Source organism: Acetobacter oryzoeni (assembly GCF_004014775.2).
Taxonomy (GTDB): Bacteria; Pseudomonadota; Alphaproteobacteria; order Acetobacterales; family Acetobacteraceae; genus Acetobacter; species Acetobacter oryzoeni.
In genome coordinates, this window is the sequence record NZ_CP042808.1 from 2,034,569 (window position 1) to 2,054,570 (window position 20,002).

General features: G+C 51.0%; 20 protein-coding genes. 4 read left to right on the top strand and 16 right to left on the bottom strand.

The window, feature by feature from the left end:
- Positions 1-5 precede the first annotated feature (5 nt).
- The 11 genes from EOV40_RS09330 to EOV40_RS15140 form a co-directional block, all read right to left on the bottom strand.
- Positions 6-284 (bottom strand): helix-turn-helix transcriptional regulator, encoded by a 279-nt coding sequence (locus tag EOV40_RS09330; protein WP_128105749.1) that lies wholly within the window; start codon positions 282-284, stop codon positions 6-8.
- On the bottom strand, positions 281-1,405 hold the full coding sequence (locus EOV40_RS09335) for a phage portal protein (protein ID WP_128105750.1): 1,125 nt from the start codon (positions 1,403-1,405) through the stop codon (positions 281-283). Before EOV40_RS09335 ends, EOV40_RS09330 begins: the two co-directional genes overlap by 4 nt.
- Entirely contained in the window at positions 1,405-1,938 is a 534-nt protein-coding gene (locus EOV40_RS09340) for an HK97 family phage prohead protease (protein WP_050818374.1), read from the bottom strand. Before EOV40_RS09340 ends, EOV40_RS09335 begins: the two co-directional genes overlap by 1 nt.
- Positions 1,935-3,227, bottom strand: a complete 1,293-nt coding sequence (locus EOV40_RS09345) for a phage major capsid protein (protein ID WP_128105751.1) — start codon at positions 3,225-3,227, stop codon at positions 1,935-1,937. The genes EOV40_RS09340 and EOV40_RS09345 overlap by 4 nt, the downstream gene beginning before the upstream one ends.
- Entirely contained in the window at positions 3,228-3,380 is a 153-nt protein-coding gene (locus EOV40_RS15000) for a hypothetical protein (protein ID WP_167506866.1), read from the bottom strand.
- 135 nt (positions 3,381-3,515) lie between these two features.
- A complete protein-coding gene (locus EOV40_RS09350) occupies positions 3,516-4,412 on the bottom strand; it encodes a hypothetical protein (protein ID WP_128105752.1) in 897 nt (298 codons plus the stop codon).
- Positions 4,413-4,414: 2 nt separating this feature from the next.
- Positions 4,415-4,873, bottom strand: a complete 459-nt coding sequence (locus EOV40_RS09355) for a hypothetical protein (protein WP_128105753.1) — start codon at positions 4,871-4,873, stop codon at positions 4,415-4,417.
- A gap of 244 nt (positions 4,874-5,117) precedes the next feature.
- Positions 5,118-6,752, bottom strand: coding sequence for a terminase large subunit (locus EOV40_RS09360; protein WP_050818378.1), 1,635 nt, complete (start codon positions 6,750-6,752; stop codon positions 5,118-5,120).
- Positions 6,753-6,828: 76 nt separating this feature from the next.
- Entirely contained in the window at positions 6,829-7,158 is a 330-nt protein-coding gene (locus EOV40_RS09365) for a hypothetical protein (RefSeq protein ID WP_124297189.1), read from the bottom strand.
- On the bottom strand, positions 7,155-7,427 hold the full coding sequence (locus tag EOV40_RS09370) for an HNH endonuclease (protein ID WP_050818380.1): 273 nt from the start codon (positions 7,425-7,427) through the stop codon (positions 7,155-7,157). Before EOV40_RS09370 ends, EOV40_RS09365 begins: the two co-directional genes overlap by 4 nt.
- Positions 7,428-7,584: 157 nt before the next feature.
- Positions 7,585-9,612 (bottom strand): VapE domain-containing protein, encoded by a 2,028-nt coding sequence (locus EOV40_RS15140; protein WP_208729151.1) that lies wholly within the window; start codon positions 9,610-9,612, stop codon positions 7,585-7,587.
- 419 nt (positions 9,613-10,031) lie between these two features.
- Here EOV40_RS15140 and EOV40_RS09380 point away from each other — a divergent pair, with 419 nt between their 5' ends.
- On the top strand, positions 10,032-10,502 hold the full coding sequence (locus EOV40_RS09380; RefSeq protein WP_087651857.1) for a c-type cytochrome: 471 nt from the start codon (positions 10,032-10,034) through the stop codon (positions 10,500-10,502).
- A gap of 69 nt (positions 10,503-10,571) precedes the next feature.
- Here the strand turns inward: EOV40_RS09380 and EOV40_RS09385 are convergent, their stop codons facing one another.
- From EOV40_RS09385 to EOV40_RS09395, 3 genes are all read right to left on the bottom strand, one after another.
- A complete protein-coding gene (locus tag EOV40_RS09385; RefSeq protein WP_128105754.1) occupies positions 10,572-10,790 on the bottom strand; it encodes a hypothetical protein in 219 nt (72 codons plus the stop codon).
- Between the two features lie 48 nt (positions 10,791-10,838).
- Positions 10,839-11,600, bottom strand: a complete 762-nt coding sequence (locus tag EOV40_RS09390; RefSeq protein ID WP_050820249.1) for a glucose 1-dehydrogenase — start codon at positions 11,598-11,600, stop codon at positions 10,839-10,841.
- Between the two features lie 193 nt (positions 11,601-11,793).
- Entirely contained in the window at positions 11,794-13,245 is a 1,452-nt protein-coding gene (locus EOV40_RS09395) for an aldehyde dehydrogenase family protein (RefSeq protein WP_128105755.1), read from the bottom strand.
- 254 nt (positions 13,246-13,499) lie between these two features.
- On the opposite strand from EOV40_RS09395, the gene dld reads away from it, so the two are divergent.
- A complete protein-coding gene (gene dld, locus EOV40_RS09400) occupies positions 13,500-15,215 on the top strand; it encodes a D-lactate dehydrogenase (protein ID WP_128105756.1) in 1,716 nt (571 codons plus the stop codon).
- Positions 15,216-15,321: 106 nt separating this feature from the next.
- Here the strand turns inward: dld and EOV40_RS09405 are convergent, their stop codons facing one another.
- The gene (locus tag EOV40_RS09405; RefSeq protein WP_128105757.1) at positions 15,322-16,398 is read right to left on the bottom strand and encodes a zinc-binding metallopeptidase family protein; all 1,077 of its coding nucleotides are present in this window, start codon (positions 16,396-16,398) and stop codon (positions 15,322-15,324) included.
- Entirely contained in the window at positions 16,395-17,231 is an 837-nt protein-coding gene (locus tag EOV40_RS09410) for a transglutaminase family protein (protein WP_128105758.1), read from the bottom strand. Before EOV40_RS09410 ends, EOV40_RS09405 begins: the two co-directional genes overlap by 4 nt.
- Before the next feature lie 247 nt (positions 17,232-17,478).
- Between EOV40_RS09410 and EOV40_RS09415 the strand changes: the two genes are divergently transcribed.
- Positions 17,479-18,957, top strand: coding sequence for a circularly permuted type 2 ATP-grasp protein (locus EOV40_RS09415; RefSeq protein ID WP_128105759.1), 1,479 nt, complete (start codon positions 17,479-17,481; stop codon positions 18,955-18,957).
- Positions 18,957-19,961 (top strand): alpha-E domain-containing protein, encoded by a 1,005-nt coding sequence (locus tag EOV40_RS09420; protein ID WP_208729326.1) that lies wholly within the window; start codon positions 18,957-18,959, stop codon positions 19,959-19,961. Before EOV40_RS09415 ends, EOV40_RS09420 begins: the two co-directional genes overlap by 1 nt.
- Positions 19,962-20,002: the final 41 nt, after the last annotated feature.

Sequence of the window (20,002 nt, forward strand, 5' to 3'; positions counted from 1 at the left end):
CTGTATCATTTTTTAACGATTGCATCCCATTCGTTAGGTGCATCCTGCATTTCCGACTGGGCAGAATATTGCAGCTCTGTGCCGGTCATTCTTGCCGCCGCTGCTACTAAAGCAGGCCGGAACCAGATTGATATTGATCCTATACGCGCCGGTTTAGGGACAAGTCCCTGCTCAACCATTTTGTCAAAAGTGCTTTCGCTTACATCAAAAAATGCCGATGCAGCTTTACGGCGCAAAACAATAGGCAAAAGACCGGGCGGCAGATGGTCATAACGCGATTTCACGCTGCATCCTCCTGCTTGGGATTATATCCTTCCTGCTCACGAATTTCGTTCACGGTCAGAATTTGATTCTGTATGGCAATGCCATAGGACTGCCAGCGGGTTGCGTAGTCACCACGCATCAGACTGGACAGGTCTATGTGCATTTCGAACGGGCTGGATGCACCAAACACTGAACGCTTGAATTCAGCTTCAATCTTGCGTGCCCAAGGCAGCAACGTATTGGTGGCAAACCACAAGCTGGCCTGTGTTGCGTTCGTGAATGTGTTGTTGCTGTAATCCTGCACAATCGGTGGCGGCACACCATAGACTCGGCACAGTTCCTGAACGCTGAACTTGCGGCTTTCCAATGCTTCGGCATCTTCTGGGCTGATACCGATAGATTGCCACTTCATGCCATTGGACATAACCATGACCTGACGTGCATTGCCGGTGCCAGAAAACTTGTTGCGGACTTCCTGCTTCAATTCATCCAGTGCGGCTGGTGCAGGCCGTGCATTTTCGAATGTGATGATGCCGCTTGGTGTGGCTTGGTTCTGCCACATGTTCAGGCTGTAATCTTGCAAGGCAGCAGCAGCCGTATGCACATCTCTTGCGCGGCTTAACCTGCTACGTCCCATCAGCCCATCATCTGAACGGTCGCGCAGGTGGAAAACCTCATCATCCAGATAGGTGCGTGTGATACCTTGCCATGCAATGACCGTGTAGCGCAGGCGACCTGATGCCAGCCTATCCACCTGCACGCATTGCCACGGCACAGGTGTTAATCCCGTAGGACGGCCTGCACCATCATACTGGATGGTCAGCAGCGCGTTGCCTGTCAGCAGAACACTACCCATGAGCCATTCCACAAGATCGGGCCATGTCTGATTCTCATTGGGCTGGCGTATCAGCCGCGCCACTGGATGGTTTGGGGCTTCTGTTCTGGTATCGCCAGATGTGTTGTAAACATACACATCCAGCGAACCAATGCCGCTGCCAATCGCGTTGACGCAAGCCAGAACAGTTGACAGTCCTTCTGGATTGCCGGGACCGCGTGGAAACCACATGCTGGGCAAAACAGGTTCTGCTGATACCGTATCGCGCTTTTCTGTGCGGCCAAAAAGGCGATCAAGAAAGCTCATCAGATTGTCTCCAAGAAGCGCAGCCGTTGTGCAGGTGTCAGACCAACCAGACGGCTACGTGCTGATATGGTGGTATCGGCATAGGCAGGAAACGCCTGCACAACGCTGATCTCCACCAGATCGACTGCACGCAGTTCCCGTTGATCTGACGCGGGCCACGCTTCATCTTTGACGCGGAAACCAAAAGACATGCCGCCCAGATCACGCCGCTCGGCCAAAGCCAGAACATCATGACCAAGCTGGGTGTCTGGGATTGCCAGTTCAAAATGCAGCCCGCGCGTGTCTTCCGCCAGTTTGAGCGAACCAGACGCCGTGCGTGCCAGCAGCCTAGTTGGGTCATGATCTACCAAGGCAAGAATATCCGGGTTGCTCTGGAGCGTTTGTGAAAACGCCCCAGAACGGATGGTTTCTGAAAAACTGCCAATGCGAGCTGATGCCCCAAACACTGCGGCATAGCCTTCCAGCTTGCGACCGGCGGCGCGAAATTCTACGCCACACGAACGCCTTTCCACGCTGCCAGTCGCGCCCGTCATTGCGTAATACCTGTCAGGGTCAGCAATGTTTGTGGCCGCACGACCAGAACGTCTGCACGCATCCATGCCACGAAGCCAATCTGCCCGTTTTCTGCATACAGTTCGTTCAACACGCTAATCTGCAAGCTGGTGCGCATACCAACGTAGACCTGGGAAAAATCGCCCATGACAATGCTGCTGGCGTTATTGTCCGTGCCCTGATTTACCGGAACGCTTGTGGTTGTGAGGCGCGGAATAGTGGAAACATCAGCCGGGGCAGATAATGGGTTGCCGTTGGCATCCTTGAAACCACGAATTGCACGGTTGGTGCGCGGCGCCATAATCATGGCAGACACCTTGCCTGCATTCACGTTTTCCAGATCAAGCACGGCATCCAAAACCGGGTCCCAGTTTGTTAACTTGCCGTTGAGAGCTGATGTCTGGATGTTTGGCGTGTTGACGATGCCAAGCGGGCTGTTGGCGGTGCCATCACCAAACAGAATGGCCTGATCTAATGCCAAAGCACCAGATGCAGCAAAGGCGGAACGGATAATGCTATCCACATTCTGCCCATCTTCCAGCAGTTCGCGGCTGATCTTGCAGCGCAATGCCCATGACTTGGCGGTCATTTTCACCTGGTCAAAGGTGCTTTCATCTTCAACAATGGCGGCATTTTCTGCCCGCCATGCACCTACTGGTGTTTTGGTCAGCCGCCCGAATGTAAGAGACTGGGAACCCATCGGCACAGTGCGGCAACCAGCACAGAAAGAAACCGTTGCTGCTCGCAGTTCATCAAGAATACCGGCAGCGACTGGCACAGGCACAAGCGCACCGCCTGAACCAATGCTGCTTTCTGACATGACGCGGCGTTCAAGTTCAGTCTGCGGGCCACGATAAAGCGCACGCAAGAAGCCACCAAGGCCGAGTTCTTGTGCGCGGTTTTCTGTTGCAGGCAGGAATGATGCAAGACTATGCCGCGCCTCCAAAACCGGAACAGTCTGACCTTCCTGTGTGCGCAAGAACAGGCCGTCAAAATTCTCTGGCGTCCTGGCTGGTTCATCGAACCCGGCAACACGGATTTCTGGCTGCACTGGCGCACCACCGCCTATGCGATCGGCTGGCGCTGTTCTGTCCAGTTCATCAATTTGCGCCTGACGCGCCATACGGCTTTCCAAACCGGCCAATTCAGTGGACAGTTCTGTCCAGCGGGTCTGTGCTTCGGTCGGTAATGCATCTGGATGTGCAGTATTCAAGGCACGCAGTTCAGTTGCAATTTCTGCTTTACGTGCCTGCATTTCGCGGAGTGTCATTTACAGCCCTTCCATTTCATGAACAAAGCCAAATTCGTTGACTTCTTCACGATAAAATTCCTCAAAAACCCGGCGTGGGTTCATGTCTTCCACAAGTTTGGATACGAGGCTGCCAATGGTTTGAAATGGCGAAAGTTCTTTATTTTCACTCATTGGATGAATTCCACTTGTACTTCTATTATGCCTCGCCTATAACTTGGGAGGCATTGCGGGACGGTCATTCTCGTAATCGGATAAGAGCGTTGCAGGGTGGTGGTTTCCAGTTCAGCCCCTGCAACGCTTTTTTATTTATAAAACTGACCGCATAAAGGCTATGCGTGTTGTTGCGCTAAGATTTATTACTATTTTTACGGAAGCATTTTCTATAACTGACAATTCTGCTTGAATGTCTTCTTTGTCTTTATTCTTGAATATATCTTTGAAAATAAGATCAGCTCCTCTTTCCCATCCTCGGATTTGGAATGCAAATATCAGTTCATCTTCTTCCAATCTATTAACAGCAACATAATCACCATTTATAATTGTAAGTATTACATCTCCTTTCCCAGCCTTATATAAATCCCATTCATCACCATTTTCCATAATACTCATTACGCAATTAAATGTAATGTCATCGGAAGACTTGAAATTTAATTCATCAATACCAATATCATTGGTTTCTTTGCAAATAATATCCTTATAGTGCGGTAATTTTATTAAATTAGCATCAAGAAGCAATCTATCTGCTTCTTTTCTATGCTCAGGCCACGGCATAGGGTCAATAATTGCCTTAGCCCAGCCACGCAAAGCAACATTCTCCAAAAATGTAATTACAAATTTTGCCGCTTGTGTTGGTCCAATGCCAATGCTTGCGATAGCTCCTACAAATGCAATGCGCCGCAAACCATTTACAGATACAAGCCGCTTTTTGCCGTGTCCCTTAGCTACCTGATCTTCTGGAAACAATTCTGGCATTCTGTTCATAAGCATAACAATATTAGCTTCCGTCATACCAGATGCCTGTGCCAACTGACGTATATCAAATTGTATCATTTTCCACTCATGCTCAGAAATTAATATGCCCATGAGAGATATATCACGCAGGTTATAACTTGCGTCAATACTATTTTGCACTGGCAATGGAAAAACAGGGAATGGAACTGGTGGCCGTTCTGGTTTTGGCTCGCAGGGATGACGGAAAAACATCTTTATGCTCCCTGCATTTTCATAATTTCGGGAGCCAAATCTTGTAGCAGAGAAAGTAGAAGTGTTTCTTCCCACAAGCCACTATGTGCACTATATGCAATGTGTTTGCCTGCCCATACAGCAAGAGCACGAGCTTTTGCTTTTATGCCTTCCGGCGTAACGGCACGCCAAAGAACAATGCTCTCTACAACCTCATCATTTCGGTCATAAATAGAGTTAACAATGACATCTCGCCTGTCATCATCATCAATTCTATTTACGCCATCATAGAAAGATTGTGCGAATTGGTTATCTTTGATGAAGCGTTCACACAGAGCAATGCCAACAGCGTCTTTCCCTTCCGGCTTCGCGGCAGGCGCGGCGGTCAGGGTTTCTGGTTTTGCCAACCCGGCGGCGGCAATGCCTGCCAGTGCGGCGGCTCCAAATGCGGGGAAAATGTCACGACGAGACAATGAGCGCATGACGTGCGACTCCTTCAGCTTTGATTGCCGAAGGCACCTACTGATCAAAGCGCGCGCCTCCGGGGGTTGATCACCTGGCTGAAGTCAGGCCGAGGGTTTTTAGGCTTGCGCCCTGGACAGCGCCCACGCCCCCGGAGAAATTCTATTTGCGCGGATACCACGTTACGTGCAGTCACCGCTTCAGCTACAAGGAGTGATCAAACTCCGCTGGTGAACCTGCCAAAACCCGATTCCTGTGTCAACATCACAACGCGATCACATCGAAAAATAGTTCTTCCTCGGCGGGCTCACTTGCAGCCAAGCCTACGGCCACCACACTAGCAACCAGTGGGTCAATACGGCCTCTGGCACGCTGCTTACTCAACTTGCGATTGCCCGCCGGGTCAGTATCCAAAGCCGCGTTCGATACAGCCCAGCGCAGCAATGGATTGCCGCCGTGTTGCAGCGTGCCTTGAAGAACCACGGTTTCAAAAGCCGTTATGGCTGGTGACTGATCTTTGAAGCCCATGCCCACGGGTGACAACGGCAGGCTTATGCCCTCACGGTCTGCAACGGCCTCCAAGTCTTTCAGGTTCCACCTATCCAGCCCGATAGCAACCACATCCAGCCCTTCTATGGCTTGCGCAACCCACATCAGAAGCCATGCACGATCAATGGCACGCCCTGGTATTGCTTCAATCAGACCAGCCGAAAGCCATTCCCGGTATGGTGCGTGATCTTCAGATTGCTTCACGTCCACCAGCTCACTTGGCAAGAATGCCTTGACGGTCAGTTTTCCGGTTTCCGGCCAATAGAAGCTAAAGGCCGTCAAGTCAGATGCGCCTGACGCCAGATCAAGCCCACAATAACACGGCCCTGCTGCTTCGGCCTCTCCCGCGCAGGCGTCCCAATCATCAGGACGCAAAAAACGCACGTCTGATGTCACCGGCTGGTTCAGGGTGTAAGCTCGAAAAGCTGCTTCCTGTGACGGCACGCGCATGGCCTGCATTGCCTGGGAGCGTATGTCCTCCACGCTGCGGAATGTGCCCAGCGCAGGGTTTGCCATGCGCCACGTTGCCTCAACCCACGGGTCTGCATCCATAGGCGCGGACCAGACAAAGGACTTGAACGTCCGATCTGGGAAGGTGCCATCTGCCACGCTGGCACCGTAACGTAAAAGCTCCTCAAGTGGGTTATCTGCATCTGGTGATCTGGTGGAAATGCCCAGCAGCAGGCTTTCCCTGTGCGCACCGCCGCCGGTCTTAAGTGCGTCAAACAGATCACGGTCGCGCCACTGGGCAACCTCATCCGCAATCGCAAAGGTTGGTGAAAGGCCGTGTGCCTTACGAGCATCTGCTGACAGTGCCTTATAGACCGAGCCGGTCACGGCATCCTCTACGGTTTTATTGAAGGCCCGCACCACCAGACGCGCTGCAAGCTGGGGCTGTTCCAAGGCAAAGGCCACCATCTCATCAAACACAATGGACGCCTGCCCGCGATCTGCGGCAGCACTCAACACCTGCCCACGTTTTACAGCTTCCGGCCCGCACAAATGGGCAAGCGCCAAAGCTGATGCCAGCCCTGTTTTACCGTTCTTCCTGCCCATGCTGATAACGCCGGTGCGCACAAAGCGCAGGCCGTTTTCATCGGTCTCATACAAGGCGCGGATGATATCTTTCTGCCACTCATCCAGCCGCATGGGCTGGCCTGCCAGAGCGCCACTGGTAATTGTCAGGCGTTCTATCCAGCAGATCAGCCTCTCTGCCCGCGTTTCTCCTACCAGTGGAAGTTCACCGGTGCTTGCAACTTGGTCCCCACCGGGTGCATCACCAAAGAGCGGCAATGGTGCCGGGGTCTTTGTCTTTAAAACCGGTTTGGCACCGGGTCCACGAAGGCCCATTTTTTAAAATCCCAATTTTGAACTAACTATTTTTTGACCCCCAGCACGGTCGAGAACCCCAAGCCCTGAGCGATTTTTAAGCCACATGAAAGCCGCGCCAAGGGTCAAGGTTTTCCAGCATGTCAGCCCATCCGCTAAGGCCAAAGCTGGTTGCGCCCACACCTTCGGTTTGGTCTTGGGTGATAGACCGATCACGCGCTGCCTGATGGTAGATGGCTGCTGCAATGTCCATCACTGTGCGGGTGATGGTCTGCGGCATCGGGTCAAGGGTGGTCACATCCTGCCCGCAATAATCGGATGCAATGCCCCATGCCTGATTTAAAGCCATTGCAACACGATTGGCATCTACGGTTTCAGATTGGGCGGTCAGATCAGCAATAAAAGTTGATGTCAGGTCTGTAGTCATGAATTCCACCAGTGGTTTGGGTCTACGGGCTGACCATTCGTGTTGCAGCCCTTGAGGTATGGTTCATTGCCGTGTCTGCGCATGTTGTGGTGCCGAATGCATAGACCACGCAGGTTTTCCAATGCGTCTGCACCGCCTTTGGAGCGCGGTATGATGTGGTCAGCCACTACAGCACGGGCATTGCAGCCGGGTGTTGTGCAAATCCGGTCACGTTTCAGGCACGCAGCACGCAAGCGTTTCCAGAACGTGGTTTTGTAAAAGCTCGTCATTAGGCTGCTTTCTGCACCATGTAGGGACGCAGTGACGCACAGGGACGCACTTTTCTATAGAAGGGTATGTCCGTGCGTAGGTGTGCGCGCACACGCATGGGCGCTCTATAAGAAAGTGCGTCCCTGTGCGTCACTGCGTCCCTGTTTGATGTGTAATTCATACCATTTTTTCCCACAATCGAACGCCACCAGTCCCGCGAACAGTGCCACGTTTCCAGCCAAGGCGTTCCATAATTTTGGCAATTCGGCGTTGGTCTGCTGTGCCTATCTTCTTGTTTTCAAAGAATAAGCAGTCATGAGCCACCTGATGGATGGTGACTTTATTTCGGCCAATCAAATGGTTTGCAATCAAGCCTTCCCATTCATCCTGCTCAAAACGTGCTTCTTGCTCTGGTTTGATGAAAAACTTCTCAAAACTGGCATCTGGCCACCATTGCGCACCATGCCGAAACGCATGAACAGCCTCGGCAAGTATCTGGTCACGATCAGCCGCCAGATCATCAATGGAAATTTCGCCTATCTTCACGGGCCAATATCGGCGTCCGCCTGTCTCATCAGACAGGTAGACGGATTTATTGGTGGTTCCGACAAACAGACATTGCCTTGGCTCTATCACCTCACACCGGCCGAATGGTGGCCTGAAGCGTTCTGTTGTTCGTGTGATGAAATGCTTGAGCATTTCGTTTTCGGCTTTGCCTAAGGCTGAAAGCTCTGCAATTTCCAGCAGCCATTTGCCGCGCAGATGCATTTGCACATCTTTGCCGGTTTTCAGGTCTGGCATACCATCAGAATACCATTCACCACCTAGAATGGCGCAGGCTGTAGACTTTTTTGCACCCTGTTCGCCTTCCAGCACCATCATGTAGTCTGCCTTGCATCCGGGTTTGAAGATGCGAGCAACCATTGCAATCAGGAACATGCGGCCAATACCGGCATGGTATTCTGACATTTCCGCACCAAGGTAATCTGTCAGCCACGTATCAAGTCTGGGTATTTTGTCCCATTGCAGGCCGTTCAGATAATCACGCACAGGATGGTAGGCGCGTTCTACGGCTACACATCTGACAGCTTGGTGCATGATTTCGCTGCTAACACGGCGCAAACCGGCAATCTGCAAGCGTTCCTGAACGTGCGTTACATCTTCATCCGTGATCGGACGTGGCGTGAACGGCTCCGCCTGCGGGCCGAGTGGTTGTGCCAAGTATGGCAGGCAGACCATCTGGTTGTATGCGAATTTCCCTGAATATGCAGGGTCTGCACGCAAAGCCAGAAGCACATTTGCTACGTTGGGAATCGGCTGCCCGCGATCATCACGCAAGCACATTTCCAGCCAATCTGGTGAGAGAATTTCCTTGGGTTCCACATCGGCAGCATCATAATCTGGCGCTGCTTCTGCAAGTGCTGCCAGTTCTTGCGCACCGTGTCCGGCCTCTAACCAGTCGAATACATCACCTTTTGCTGGCAAATCTGGCAATGTGAGGATGCGCACACGCTTGGCCTTGCCATGCAATGCTTTGGCGACTCGGTTTGCATGATCTTTGCCGGGTGCATCATTGTCCGGCAGGATGACTACATCTGCACCGCGCAAGCTGCTGGAATAATCTGCACGCCATTTTCCTGCACCGCCGGGACTACATGTTGCCGCAAAGCCATATTCAGCCATGCGTAAGGCTGATTTTTCGCCTTCTACAACATAGATCGGCTGACCTGCCTGCATGGCTTGCTGGATTTCCGGCAAACGATACAAGACACGCCGCACGCCTTTGGTTTGCCAAGACCATTTGCCGCCTTCCAGTGGCCTGCGCTGGCGAAAGTCCTTCGGCTCCATCCGGCAGACCTGAAAAAGCAGTTCACCATCCTCGCTCACATAATCGTAAGTCTGGACAATCTGGCCTTTCTGGGTCGGTTTGCGTTCTAATTTTTCAAGGTATCCGTGGTCTTGCAGCCACTTAATGGCTTCTGCCTTGGGCACACGCTGTTCACGCATGACCAAAGCAACAACACCGCCACCTTCGCCGGTTTCATTGTCAAACCACGTTCCCTTGCTCACATCGAGACAGAACGAACCACGACTTCCCCAGCGCCATTCTGTTTTTATGGACTGGCTTTTGTTGGGTTCGCCAAGCAAGCGCCGCGCAACATCGCTAGCACACGCTTTGAAGGCAGTATTCCCGGCGTCACTCATAGAGTCGCACCGTGCCGAATTTGTGGGACAGAACCCCAAAAAAACGCTATAAAAAAGTGGCAGAGGCTTTTACCCACCGCGCTGTAACTATTTGTTTTTATTGGGGGTAGAAATGCCGCCCTTGGGCACCATTTAACGGTAAAACCGTTCTCCCCCTAAAAATTTAATAATGCTGCAATTAAGTGGCTTTCTATCCATTATCTTAATATGCGCGCAAAATGCGTAGCACCTCATGCGCCCTGTTCTCCCTTTTTGCGCGGCTATGTAACCGTTTTCCCCCTTATTTGTAGCCACAAAGCCTTTCTTCCGCCCTGATTGTTCGAAATAAAGAAAGCATATTCTTTCAACCTCCTTAGGTTGAGAAGATAGGCTATCCGTGTATAGTCATTTCATTATCGAACAGTTTTCAGGAGTATTTTATGAAAAAGACCGTTCTCGCTCTGCTAGCAGCTGTTACCGGGGGCGTAGGCTTTTCCGGTGCGGCGCATGCAGCGGCAGATGGCGCACAGCTTTATGCAACGCACTGTGCCATGTGCCACCAGAGCAGCGGCGATGGCGTTCCTGGGCAGTTTCCTCCCCTGAAAGGACGCATTGACAAAATTGCGGCTTCTCCTGAAGGCAAAACCTACGTGACGCACGTACTGCTGAACGGCCTTGCTGGCAGCCTGAAGGCAGCTGGTGGTTCCTACATGGGGTACATGCCTTCCATGTCATCCATGTCTGATGAAGAAATTGCCGCTCTGCTGACTTATGTTTCTTCCCTGAGTGGCGCGGCTTCTACGCCCACCTTCTCGGCTGATGATATTAAAAAGGAACGCGCTACACCGCTGCAGCCGGGTGTTGTGCTGGAAGAGCGTGAAAAGCTGAATGCTGCTCACCCTCTGCCATAAATGAAACAAGAGCCAGTCATTGCTATAAATGGCTGGCTCTTTTTAATTCTCTTTAATTTTTAAAAATATTTAGCCGCTAACGTCTGGATTGCCTTCGGTAGCATCTACTGTGCCTGCTCTCTTTCGGCGTCCATCTACAGCTTCTGCAATTTCAGACACCAGATCCAGATATTTCTCCCGATCAGTTTCTACAGAAGAACCAAACTGATTGAGCAAGGCGAGAATCAGGTCCTCCCGTGTTGCATGTTTTTTCTCCCTCCGTGGGGAAAAGTGCTTTTTACCGGACATGAAATTTCACTCCTTTACACCTGCATGCAGCTGCATGTGCTGCTTTGCTTATTGTGCAGTGTAACCACCATCAATCACCAGTTCACTTCCGGTAACAAATTTGGATTCATCCGAGGCAAGATACAAAATACCATAAGCAATATCGTTGGGCTCACCCAAATGGCCAATGGGGTGCAGATCCACCAGTTTTTGGCGGGCAGCGGCATCTTCCTTGGTGAGACCGGCCACCATTGGTGTCCAGATATAACCGGGGTGCACTGAATTGACGCGAATCTTGTAACCAGATTTGGCACAATGTAGAGCCGCAGATTTTGTAAACAGCCTTACCCCACCTTTACTGGCATTATAAGCAGCCAATGTTGGATCCCCAACCAAGCCTTCAATAGAAGACAGATTGACAATAGACCCACCACCAGACTTCTTCATGGCCTCAATAGCCACCTGTGTGCCCAGAAATACGCCATCCAGATTGATGGACTGAACGCGCCGCCAATCTTCCAGAGATGTACTTTCCACACTGCCAGAATACGCAATGCCTGCATTGTTCACTGCAATATCCAGCCGCCCATAAAGCTTGAGCGTCTGCTCAATAGCAGCCTTCCATGCAGCCTCATCCGTTACATTCAATTTGACAAATACGGCTTCACCACCTGCTGCCTTAATTTCTGCAACGGCTTTCTGCCCGTCTTCTTCTTTCAGGTCACCAATAACAACCTTAGCGCCTTCCTTGGCCAAAAGCTGTGCGGTTGCCTTGCCTATGCCGTTAGCGGCGCCAGAAACAATAGCCACCTTGCCTGCCACACGTGCCATAATACTTTTCCCCCATTTATGCATTCTGTTGCATTGCATGCTGATCCCAGCCTGAATCAGATATCCCAACCATGACCTGCATCAATTCTTGCAAATGTGTATTTTGGAGCATCTCAAAATGCCCCAAAGATTGGGACAAACTTCTGCCCTGAACATAATGTGCCAGGACAATGATAGTTTCTTTCCGAGCCGTTCACTGCTTTTTTGAGTCTGCCCCGTACCCAATAATTGCTTTGGTTTCCAGAAACTCTGCAATTCCAAAGCGGCTGCATTCACGACCATTGCCAGACAGACCATAGCCACCAAACGGGGCCTTTACGGTCCACGCTGCACCATTAAGGGTAACTGTGCCGGCCCGGAGTTTGCGCGCAACCCGGCGCGCACGCTCCTCGCTGCCTGATTGCACATATGCCGCCAAACCATATGGCGTGCCATTTGCCAGCCGGATGGCATCATCTTCATCCGCATACCCCATGATGCACAAAACCGGACCGAAGATTTCTTCCTGCGCAATCACCATATCCGATGTCACGTGACCAAACACGGTTGGGCGCACGTAATAGCCTTGCGCAAGCCCTTCTGGGCGCCCTACCCCGCCAGCAGCCAGAATGGCTCCTTGAGCCGTGCCTTCTTCAATCAATGCCTGAATACGCTTAAACTGGCTGGCACTTACAACGGGGCCAAGCTCTGTCATGCTATCAGCCGGATCGCCCACACGCAGGCCATTCGCAACTTTAGCAGCAATATCCATGGCCTTTTCCATCAGCTCATGCGGCACCAACATGCGGGTTGGTGCATCACAGGACTGGCCAGAGTTTCCAAAACAGTCTTGGGCACCTCGTTCTACTGCATCTGCAAAATCCGTATCAGGGAAAATAATATTGGCAGATTTGCCGCCCAGTTCCTGCAAAACACGTTTAACAGTAGGCGCTGCGGCCTGCGCCACGGCAATACCTGCCTGTGTTGACCCGGTAAAAGACACCACATTGACCAACGGATGACTTGCCAAGGCTTCTCCGGCCACAGGGCCATCACCCTGCACCATGTTATATACACCAGCGGGCAGACCTGCTTCATGCAGGATTTCTGTAAATATAATGGCAGATAAAGGTGCAATTTCACTGGGTTTGAGCACAACAGTGCATCCGGCAGCCAAGGCAGGCATAACCTTGCAGGCTATCTGGTTCATGGGCCAGTTCCATGGCGTAATCAGCCCGGCAACACCTATTGGTTCATGAGCGATAAGAATATCATCCTCACATTCCTCAAACTTGTAGTGGCGCAAGGCATCTAGCGTTTCTTCTATATGCGCCAAGCCTGCCGGTGTCTGACTTTCCCGCGCGAGAGTGATGGGAGCCCCCATTTCCAGAGAGATCGCCCGCGACATCTCTTCCGCTCTGCGCTGATAGAGAGAGGGAATACGGCCTAGAACCTCTAGCCGTTCTGCACGCGTTGTGGTGCTCCATGCCTCAAATGCCGCATGAGCAGCCTCAATAGCCCGATTCACATCCTGCGCGTGGGCCAATGCAATACGGCCACATGGCTTCTCTGTTGCTGGGTTGATAATGTCTTTTTGATCTTGAGCAGATGGGGAAACCCACTGCCCATTGATAAAAAATCTTTCAGAATTTTCTAAACAATCCATTTCATCACCCTCCAGTAACCGCCTGATGCGTTGGGCATTTCAGGATAATACGACAAACGCGCCCCAACATGTTATAACAGCCATGCGTTACCAGAAACGGGGGTAGCCAAAGACTTTCTTGCTTGCCTATGCCATGTTTCTTGTCATTTGTTATTCACGGCGCAATATCAGGCATAACCGTGAAAACAGCTTTACGTTATACTCTTGCCGGTATCTGAAACACGACCTCCGGCTGCCGTAGAAAGGATTTATGCGTGACAACCGCCGCAGAAAACAACAAACAGCTGATTGAACAGCTGAAGAATATAGCTGGCCAGCACCATGTCCTGACCGGAGAAGACAGCACATATCGCTTTACCCATGGTTTTCGCTTTGGCGCGGGTAAGGTGCTTGCTGTTGTCCAGCCGGGCTCACTTATCGAACTTTGGCATGTTGCTCAGGCCTGCGTAAATGCTGATAAAATTATTATCATGCAGGCCGCCAATACGGGTCTGACTGGTGGTTCCACCCCCGATGGCAATAATTATGACCGCGATATCGTGCTTATCAGCACGTTGCGGCTGGATAAATCTCACCTGATTGGCAACGGCAAGCAGGTGGTGTGCCTACCGGGTGCCACGCTTTACGAACTGGAAAGCAAACTGGCTGCCATTGGGCGCGAACCGCATTCTGTTATTGGTTCCTCCTGTATTGGTGCCTCTGTTTTGGGTGGTGTGAGCAACAACTCTGGTGGCGCATTGGTGCAGCGCGGCCCTGCCTATACAGAAATGGCTGTGTTTGGTCAGGTCGGGCCAGATGGTAAACTGCAACTCGTTAACCACTTGGGTATCCAACTGGGGAATGACCCGGAAGCCATACTGCAGAAGCTGGAAGCTGGCACCTTTACAGAAGCAGATATTGATTGGAACGCCGGCAAAGGGCACGATGGCAATTACATCAACCACGTGCGCGAAATTGATGCCGACACCCCTGCCCGCTACAATGCAGATCCGGCACGCTGGTACGAAGCTGCAGGCTGCGCGGGCAAGCTGGTTGTGTTTGCTGTGCGCCTTGATACCTTCCCCGCCAACAAAGACACATCTGTTTTTTATATCGGCACTAACAATACGGATGAGCTGGAAAACCTGCGCCGCCATGTGCTGACAGCATTTAATGAACTGCCGATTGCGGGGGAATATATCCACCGTGATGCGTTTAATATTGCTGAAAAATACGGCAAGGATACCTTTGCAGTTATCCGTTATTTTGGCACCAAGTTCTTGCCAAAAATGTTCGCCATGAAATCACGGTTTGACATTTTTGCCAAAAAACTTGGCTTCCTGCCCGACCACCTGAGTGATCGGATCATGCAGGCTGTCAGCTACCTGCTGCCTCGCCAATTGCCTAAGCGGATGCTAGATTATCGGGACAAGTTTGAACACCACCTCATGCTCAAGGTCTCGCACGATCTGGCTGGACCTATGCGCCAATATCTGCAGACATATTTTGGCAGTGTCACTGGCGAATATTTTGAATGCACGCCAGAAGAAGGCAAACTTGCCTTCCTGCATCGTTTTGCTGCTGCTGGCGCGGCTGTAAGATACCGCGCAGTGCACCATAAGGAAGCAGAAGACATTGTGGCGCTAGACGTTGCCCTGCGCCGGAATGATCGGGAGTGGTTTGAAAAACTTCCGCAGGATATTGAAAACAAGCTGATTGTTAAACTCTATTACGGCCACTTCCTCTGCCATGTCATGCATCAGGACTACGTGGTGAAAAAGGGTTACAATGCCATAGCTGTTGAGCATGAAATGCTGCCCGGTTTGGATGCCCGTGGAGCGCGCTATCCGGCTGAGCATAATGTGGGCCACCTGTACAAGGCTCCGCAAAACATGCTGGATCACTATCAGCAGCTTGATCCCTGCAACTGCATGAACCCCGGCATTGGCCAGGCAACAAAACGCAAAAACTGGGTTGCAGAAAGCGTGTAATCGCAACTTTCTGTTAGCCTAGCATAACACTCAAAACCCGATGCGGCTCCTTTGGCTGCATCGGGTTTTATTTTGCGCATACATCAAGCCCACACGCTCCAAGAGTTTATGATTTATTCTGAGCACCTCGAATAAGATCATGAATGAAATGCAGTTTGTGTAGAACGCCCTGCGTTAACGTAAATGGATAAAAATCTGGCAAACCCATGGAACGATTCAAATTATTGACCGCATAAGTGAGCGGAACCCATGCGTCGATAATTTCCTCAAAAGGCATGGTTGTATATGGATCTCCATGCGGAGAAAGAGGAGCATCCCCACCAACTGTAGCACTTACCGTCATATCGTAAGCCAATGCTGTTTCTAGTGTAGAAACGATATGGAAGTAATGCGCCCATGTTTCCGCAAAATCTTCCCATGGGTGAGATGTCGCATAAAAGCTTACAAAATTCTCACGCCAGTTTTGTGGAGGAGATTGCGCATAATAAGTTTGTAATGCAGCCTGATAATCTGCACGATCATCACCAAATACAGCACGGCAGGCTTCCAGCTTTCCACCGTCTCTTACCAGAACGTTCCAGTAATAATGCCCAATTTCATGGCGAAAATGCCCTAGCAGAGTACGGTAATATTCTCCCATTTCAATGCGCATCTTTTCACGGTAGGCATCATCTGCCTCCTTAGTGGCAATCGTGATAATGCCGTTGCTATGGCCTGTCATGACGGCAACAGAACCATCTGCCGCATCATCCAGAAAATCAAACGCCAAACCGTTTTCCGGGTCCTGCCGCCGGTTTTTAAATGGAAGCTTCAAACGCAGAATTGTGTAAAACATCCTGTGTTTTGCAACTTCCAGTTTGTACCAACGGTCTTTATTTTCTGGCACATTCAGATTGGGGATCACGCGGTTAAATTGACAGGCAATACAGAACCCGGCAGATGCACCATTATCTGCGGCTAATGTCAGCCAGTTACACACGCCATAAGCATGATTGATACAAAAGGCATGCGCTTTGCCTTCTGCCTTTTCTTCCAAAGGCAACCATGTTCCATCGGCCTGAGGTTCTAGCGCAGTCATGGCAGCAAGCTCTGGCAAATAGCCTACAGTAACACCACAGCACTCACATTGTGTCGCCTCAAACCCCACCAGATGGTTGCAGGATTGGCAGAAAAACCGTTTCATTGTTGGGGTAAGTGCTGCACTTGCATGAACACATCAAATACGGCTTTGCAACAATCCAACACGCCAGAAACTGGCGCTGCATCCTGCGGGGTATTTGCAACTGCCAACGGAATATGCCCTGCTCCTGCCAGAAAACCAGATGTGGTATCAAACCCAATCCAGCCCTTTTGCGGGATAAGAACCTGCGCCCACGCGTGTAAGTCACCATTCAGGGTTGTCATCTTACCTTCCGCACATTCTTCCTGAATAAGATAACCGGAAACAAAGCGCGCCGAAAAACCAAGCTGACGCGCGGCACTTACCAGCAACCATGCGCTATCTCGGCAAGAACCGCTTGCACGCTGCAATGTTTCCTCTGCCGTCCAGACCCCCGGCTCCATACGCCGTTGGTATTGAATCCGCTGTGCGATAAGCTGGTTAAGGGCTTTTATTTTATCCAAAGGGTTTTGCGCGGCCAGAACCTGATGCGCACCTATGAGTGATTGCATATTCTCACTTATATGCTGCGGCGTTTGCCCATTTCCCTCATTCACAGGTTCCGAGCCTATAACTGTATGAGCAAGAGGATCATACGGCGTAAGATCCACCATCAGCGCAACTTCAATATCAAACTGCGTCACCTGATCGGCACATTCAACACACGCAATCTGATTGCCCAGTGCATCCTGTGTCCAATTTACCAAGCATTCTGCTGGTTGCACATGTAGGTTATACGAGAGCACAGGTGTGCGGGAATATAGCGTAGGGCGTAGCCGAATTGTTTGTGGCCCCATGCTGACGGGCCTATCATACCGATAGCAGGTTCGATGCGTCAGCATAACGTGAGAACTCATCAAACCCTAACCCTGTCTTTTATCTTATTTATGGCAAGCATTGTTGCCTCGTTCAACAAGAACACACACTTGTAGCGTAAAACCATAGCAGCATGGTCTGCACATGCAATACATATCCAACGCAATCAAAAACTTGCTCAAATAGCCGCTTTTTTAGACTTGGCAAACATCTGGAAACCTGTTCAGTTAATTCGGTAGTGAAACGAGTTGAGGCCGCACTGGCCACCAGCCTGACGGGAAAGAAACCATGACACCAACAGCCCTGCATGCTCCCCCTCAGGCCACTTCCTCAGGATTACTGGATAATTACCACATCCCTGATTTTTTCTGCGAGTTGATGAATCGGCGTGATCCAACGCCCGCCACCCTACAATGTGTAAAAGACCGGCTTGCAGCACTCAGTCTGTCAGAACTGCGCCGCCGAACGCAGGCTGCAGAGGCCCAGCTCTACCGCATGGGCATTACCTTTACAGTGTATTCAGATAAGGAAGCGATTGACCGTATTCTGCCATTTGATGCCATCCCCCGCGTTATTACCGCACAGGAGTGGGACCACGTAGAGCGCGGTGTGCAACAGCGTATTCAGGCTATCAATCTGTTTTTGCATGATATTTACCATGATCGAAACATCCTGCGTGATGGCATATTACCCGCCGAACTGGTGCTGAATAACCCCAATTACTGTGAGGCCATGGTGGGGGTAGATGTTCCGGGCGGCGTTTATGTGCATATCAACGGCACGGATCTGATACGGGATGATAACGGCCAGTTTCTGATTCTGGAAGATAATGCCCGTACGCCCTCCGGCGTATCCTACGTTATTGAAAACAGGCATATGATGCTACGCCTTATGCCGGATCTGGCATCGGGCCTGCCCATTCGCTCGGTTGAAGAATATGGCCTGCGCCTACATCAAACCTTGTGTGAAGTGGCCCCAGAAGGCGTAGTGGATCCACAAGTCGTTCTTCTTTCTCCCGGCATTTATAATTCTGCTTACTTTGAGCATGTTTTCCTCTCGCGCGAGATGGGCGTGCCCCTTGTGGAAGGTAAAGATCTGTTTGTTGAAAACCATCGGGTGTTTATGCGCACGGTTAACGGCCCGCGGGCCGTACATGCCATTTATCGCCGCCTGAATGATGATTTCTTGGACCCACTCGCGTTTAACCCTAACAGTTTGTTGGGGGTTCCCGGATTGGTAGAAGCGTATAGACGCGGCAACGTCACGCTCGCTAATGCCTTAGGCACAGGTGTAGCTGACGATAAAGCCGTATATGCTTATATGCCGCGCATTATTCGGTACTATTTAGGGCAAGACCCCATTCTGCAAAGTGTTGAAACGCATATCTGCGCAGAACCAGACGGCCTTGCCTATACGCTAGCCAATCTGAACAAGCTGGTTATAAAACCTGTTGGAGAATCAGGGGGGTATGGCCTGTTAATTGGCCCGCACGCCAGCCAAAAAGAACTGGCAGATTTTAGAGAAAAATTACTGGCTGATCCTTCCAACTATATCAGCCAACCCGTTATCAATCTGTCTGTCACCCCCACCCTCTGCCCGGATGGCGTGGAAGCCCGGCATGTGGACCTCCGTCCCTTTGCCTTAACCGGTCGCTCTGTATGGGTTTTGCCCGGTGGTTTGGCCCGTGTGGCACTCCGCAAAGGGTCTCTGGTGGTGAATTCATCTCAGGGTGGTGGTTCTAAAGATACATGGGTGATGGCATCATGATGAACGAAACACAGGGCCACCTGCTCTCTCGCTACGCCGAATGCATGATGTGGCTGGCACGCTATATGGAGCGCACAGAAAATCTGGCCCGCCTTCTGGAGGTAACAGAAACATTTGTGCGCGATGCCAACGGCCAGATTGCATGGCATTCCATTGTGCAAATTAACTCGGACGAGCAAACTTTTCTTGCCCTGCACCCATCAGGCGATGCAGACGCCGTCGCCAGCTTTTATCTGACAGAACAGGCAAACCCGGCCTCTATCTGCGCAACTGCCCACGCAATACGTGAAAATGCGCGTGCTGTTCGCCCTTTGGTTTCTATTGAAATGTGGACACAGTTAAATGTGTTCACGCGCTGGGTTCTGGATCTAAAAGAAAAGGACATTTATCAAAACAGCCTTTCAAGCCTGTGCACACATATCAAACAGGATTGTCAGGCTCATTTTGGTATTACAGAAGGCACGCTTTACCGCGATCAGGCATGGCTTTTTTACAAACTCGGCAAAACGCTTGAGCGGTGCGACCAAATTACGCGCTTGGTAGATATTCGCTACCATATGCTGCTGCCGCAGGGAGAGGCTCCCGGCTCTGAAATCGACATCACACAATGGACAGCTGTATTGCGTTCTGCCGCAGCCTACCATGCTTTCCGACGCTTGCGGCCTGTTACAATTACGCCTGCCAATATTGTAGGCTTCTTGCTAAAGAATGAAGGTTTCTGCCGGTCCTTAGCTGCCAATTTGCGCTTGATGGATGAAACGCTCGCGCTTTTAGCCTCTTACCCCGGTTTGCGTTCACGTTGCAGCCAACTGCAGGAATGTGTTGCAGAACTGCGCGTGACACTTGCTGATCAAACTGCAGAAGATATCATTATTCGTGGCCTACATGATTACATGAGTTGGATACAACAGCAGCTTGCACAGCTACAGGGGCAGATTGCATTGGAATTCTGGCCTCCTGTTTCAGTTGTATCCGTTCAGGCAGATTTTCAGATGCAAGCCTAAGATTGGTTGCATAGAGTATAAAAGCTTTTGGATATAATTTT

Coding starts and splice junctions, on each gene's coding strand:
- EOV40_RS09415 (WP_128105759.1), top strand. CDS start 17,479: ATGACACCAACAGCCCTGCATGCTCCCCCTCAGGCCACTTCCTCAGGA.
- EOV40_RS09390 (WP_050820249.1), bottom strand. CDS start 11,600: ATGGCACGTGTGGCAGGCAAGGTGGCTATTGTTTCTGGCGCCGCTAAC.
- EOV40_RS09335 (WP_128105750.1), bottom strand. CDS start 1,405: ATGAGCTTTCTTGATCGCCTTTTTGGCCGCACAGAAAAGCGCGATACG.
- EOV40_RS09360 (WP_050818378.1), bottom strand. CDS start 6,752: ATGGGCCTTCGTGGACCCGGTGCCAAACCGGTTTTAAAGACAAAGACC.
- EOV40_RS09410 (WP_128105758.1), bottom strand. CDS start 17,231: ATGAGTTCTCACGTTATGCTGACGCATCGAACCTGCTATCGGTATGAT.
- EOV40_RS09345 (WP_128105751.1), bottom strand. CDS start 3,227: ATGACACTCCGCGAAATGCAGGCACGTAAAGCAGAAATTGCAACTGAA.
- EOV40_RS15000 (WP_167506866.1), bottom strand. CDS start 3,380: ATGAGTGAAAATAAAGAACTTTCGCCATTTCAAACCATTGGCAGCCTC.
- EOV40_RS15140 (WP_208729151.1), bottom strand. CDS start 9,612: ATGAGTGACGCCGGGAATACTGCCTTCAAAGCGTGTGCTAGCGATGTT.
- EOV40_RS09340 (WP_050818374.1), bottom strand. CDS start 1,938: ATGACGGGCGCGACTGGCAGCGTGGAAAGGCGTTCGTGTGGCGTAGAA.
- EOV40_RS09385 (WP_128105754.1), bottom strand. CDS start 10,790: ATGTCCGGTAAAAAGCACTTTTCCCCACGGAGGGAGAAAAAACATGCA.
- EOV40_RS09350 (WP_128105752.1), bottom strand. CDS start 4,412: ATGTTTTTCCGTCATCCCTGCGAGCCAAAACCAGAACGGCCACCAGTT.
- EOV40_RS09420 (WP_208729326.1), top strand. CDS start 18,957: ATGAACGAAACACAGGGCCACCTGCTCTCTCGCTACGCCGAATGCATG.
- EOV40_RS09405 (WP_128105757.1), bottom strand. CDS start 16,398: ATGAAACGGTTTTTCTGCCAATCCTGCAACCATCTGGTGGGGTTTGAG.
- EOV40_RS09380 (WP_087651857.1), top strand. CDS start 10,032: ATGAAAAAGACCGTTCTCGCTCTGCTAGCAGCTGTTACCGGGGGCGTA.
- EOV40_RS09355 (WP_128105753.1), bottom strand. CDS start 4,873: ATGCGCTCATTGTCTCGTCGTGACATTTTCCCCGCATTTGGAGCCGCC.
- EOV40_RS09395 (WP_128105755.1), bottom strand. CDS start 13,245: ATGGATTGTTTAGAAAATTCTGAAAGATTTTTTATCAATGGGCAGTGG.
- EOV40_RS09365 (WP_124297189.1), bottom strand. CDS start 7,158: ATGACTACAGACCTGACATCAACTTTTATTGCTGATCTGACCGCCCAA.
- EOV40_RS09370 (WP_050818380.1), bottom strand. CDS start 7,427: ATGACGAGCTTTTACAAAACCACGTTCTGGAAACGCTTGCGTGCTGCG.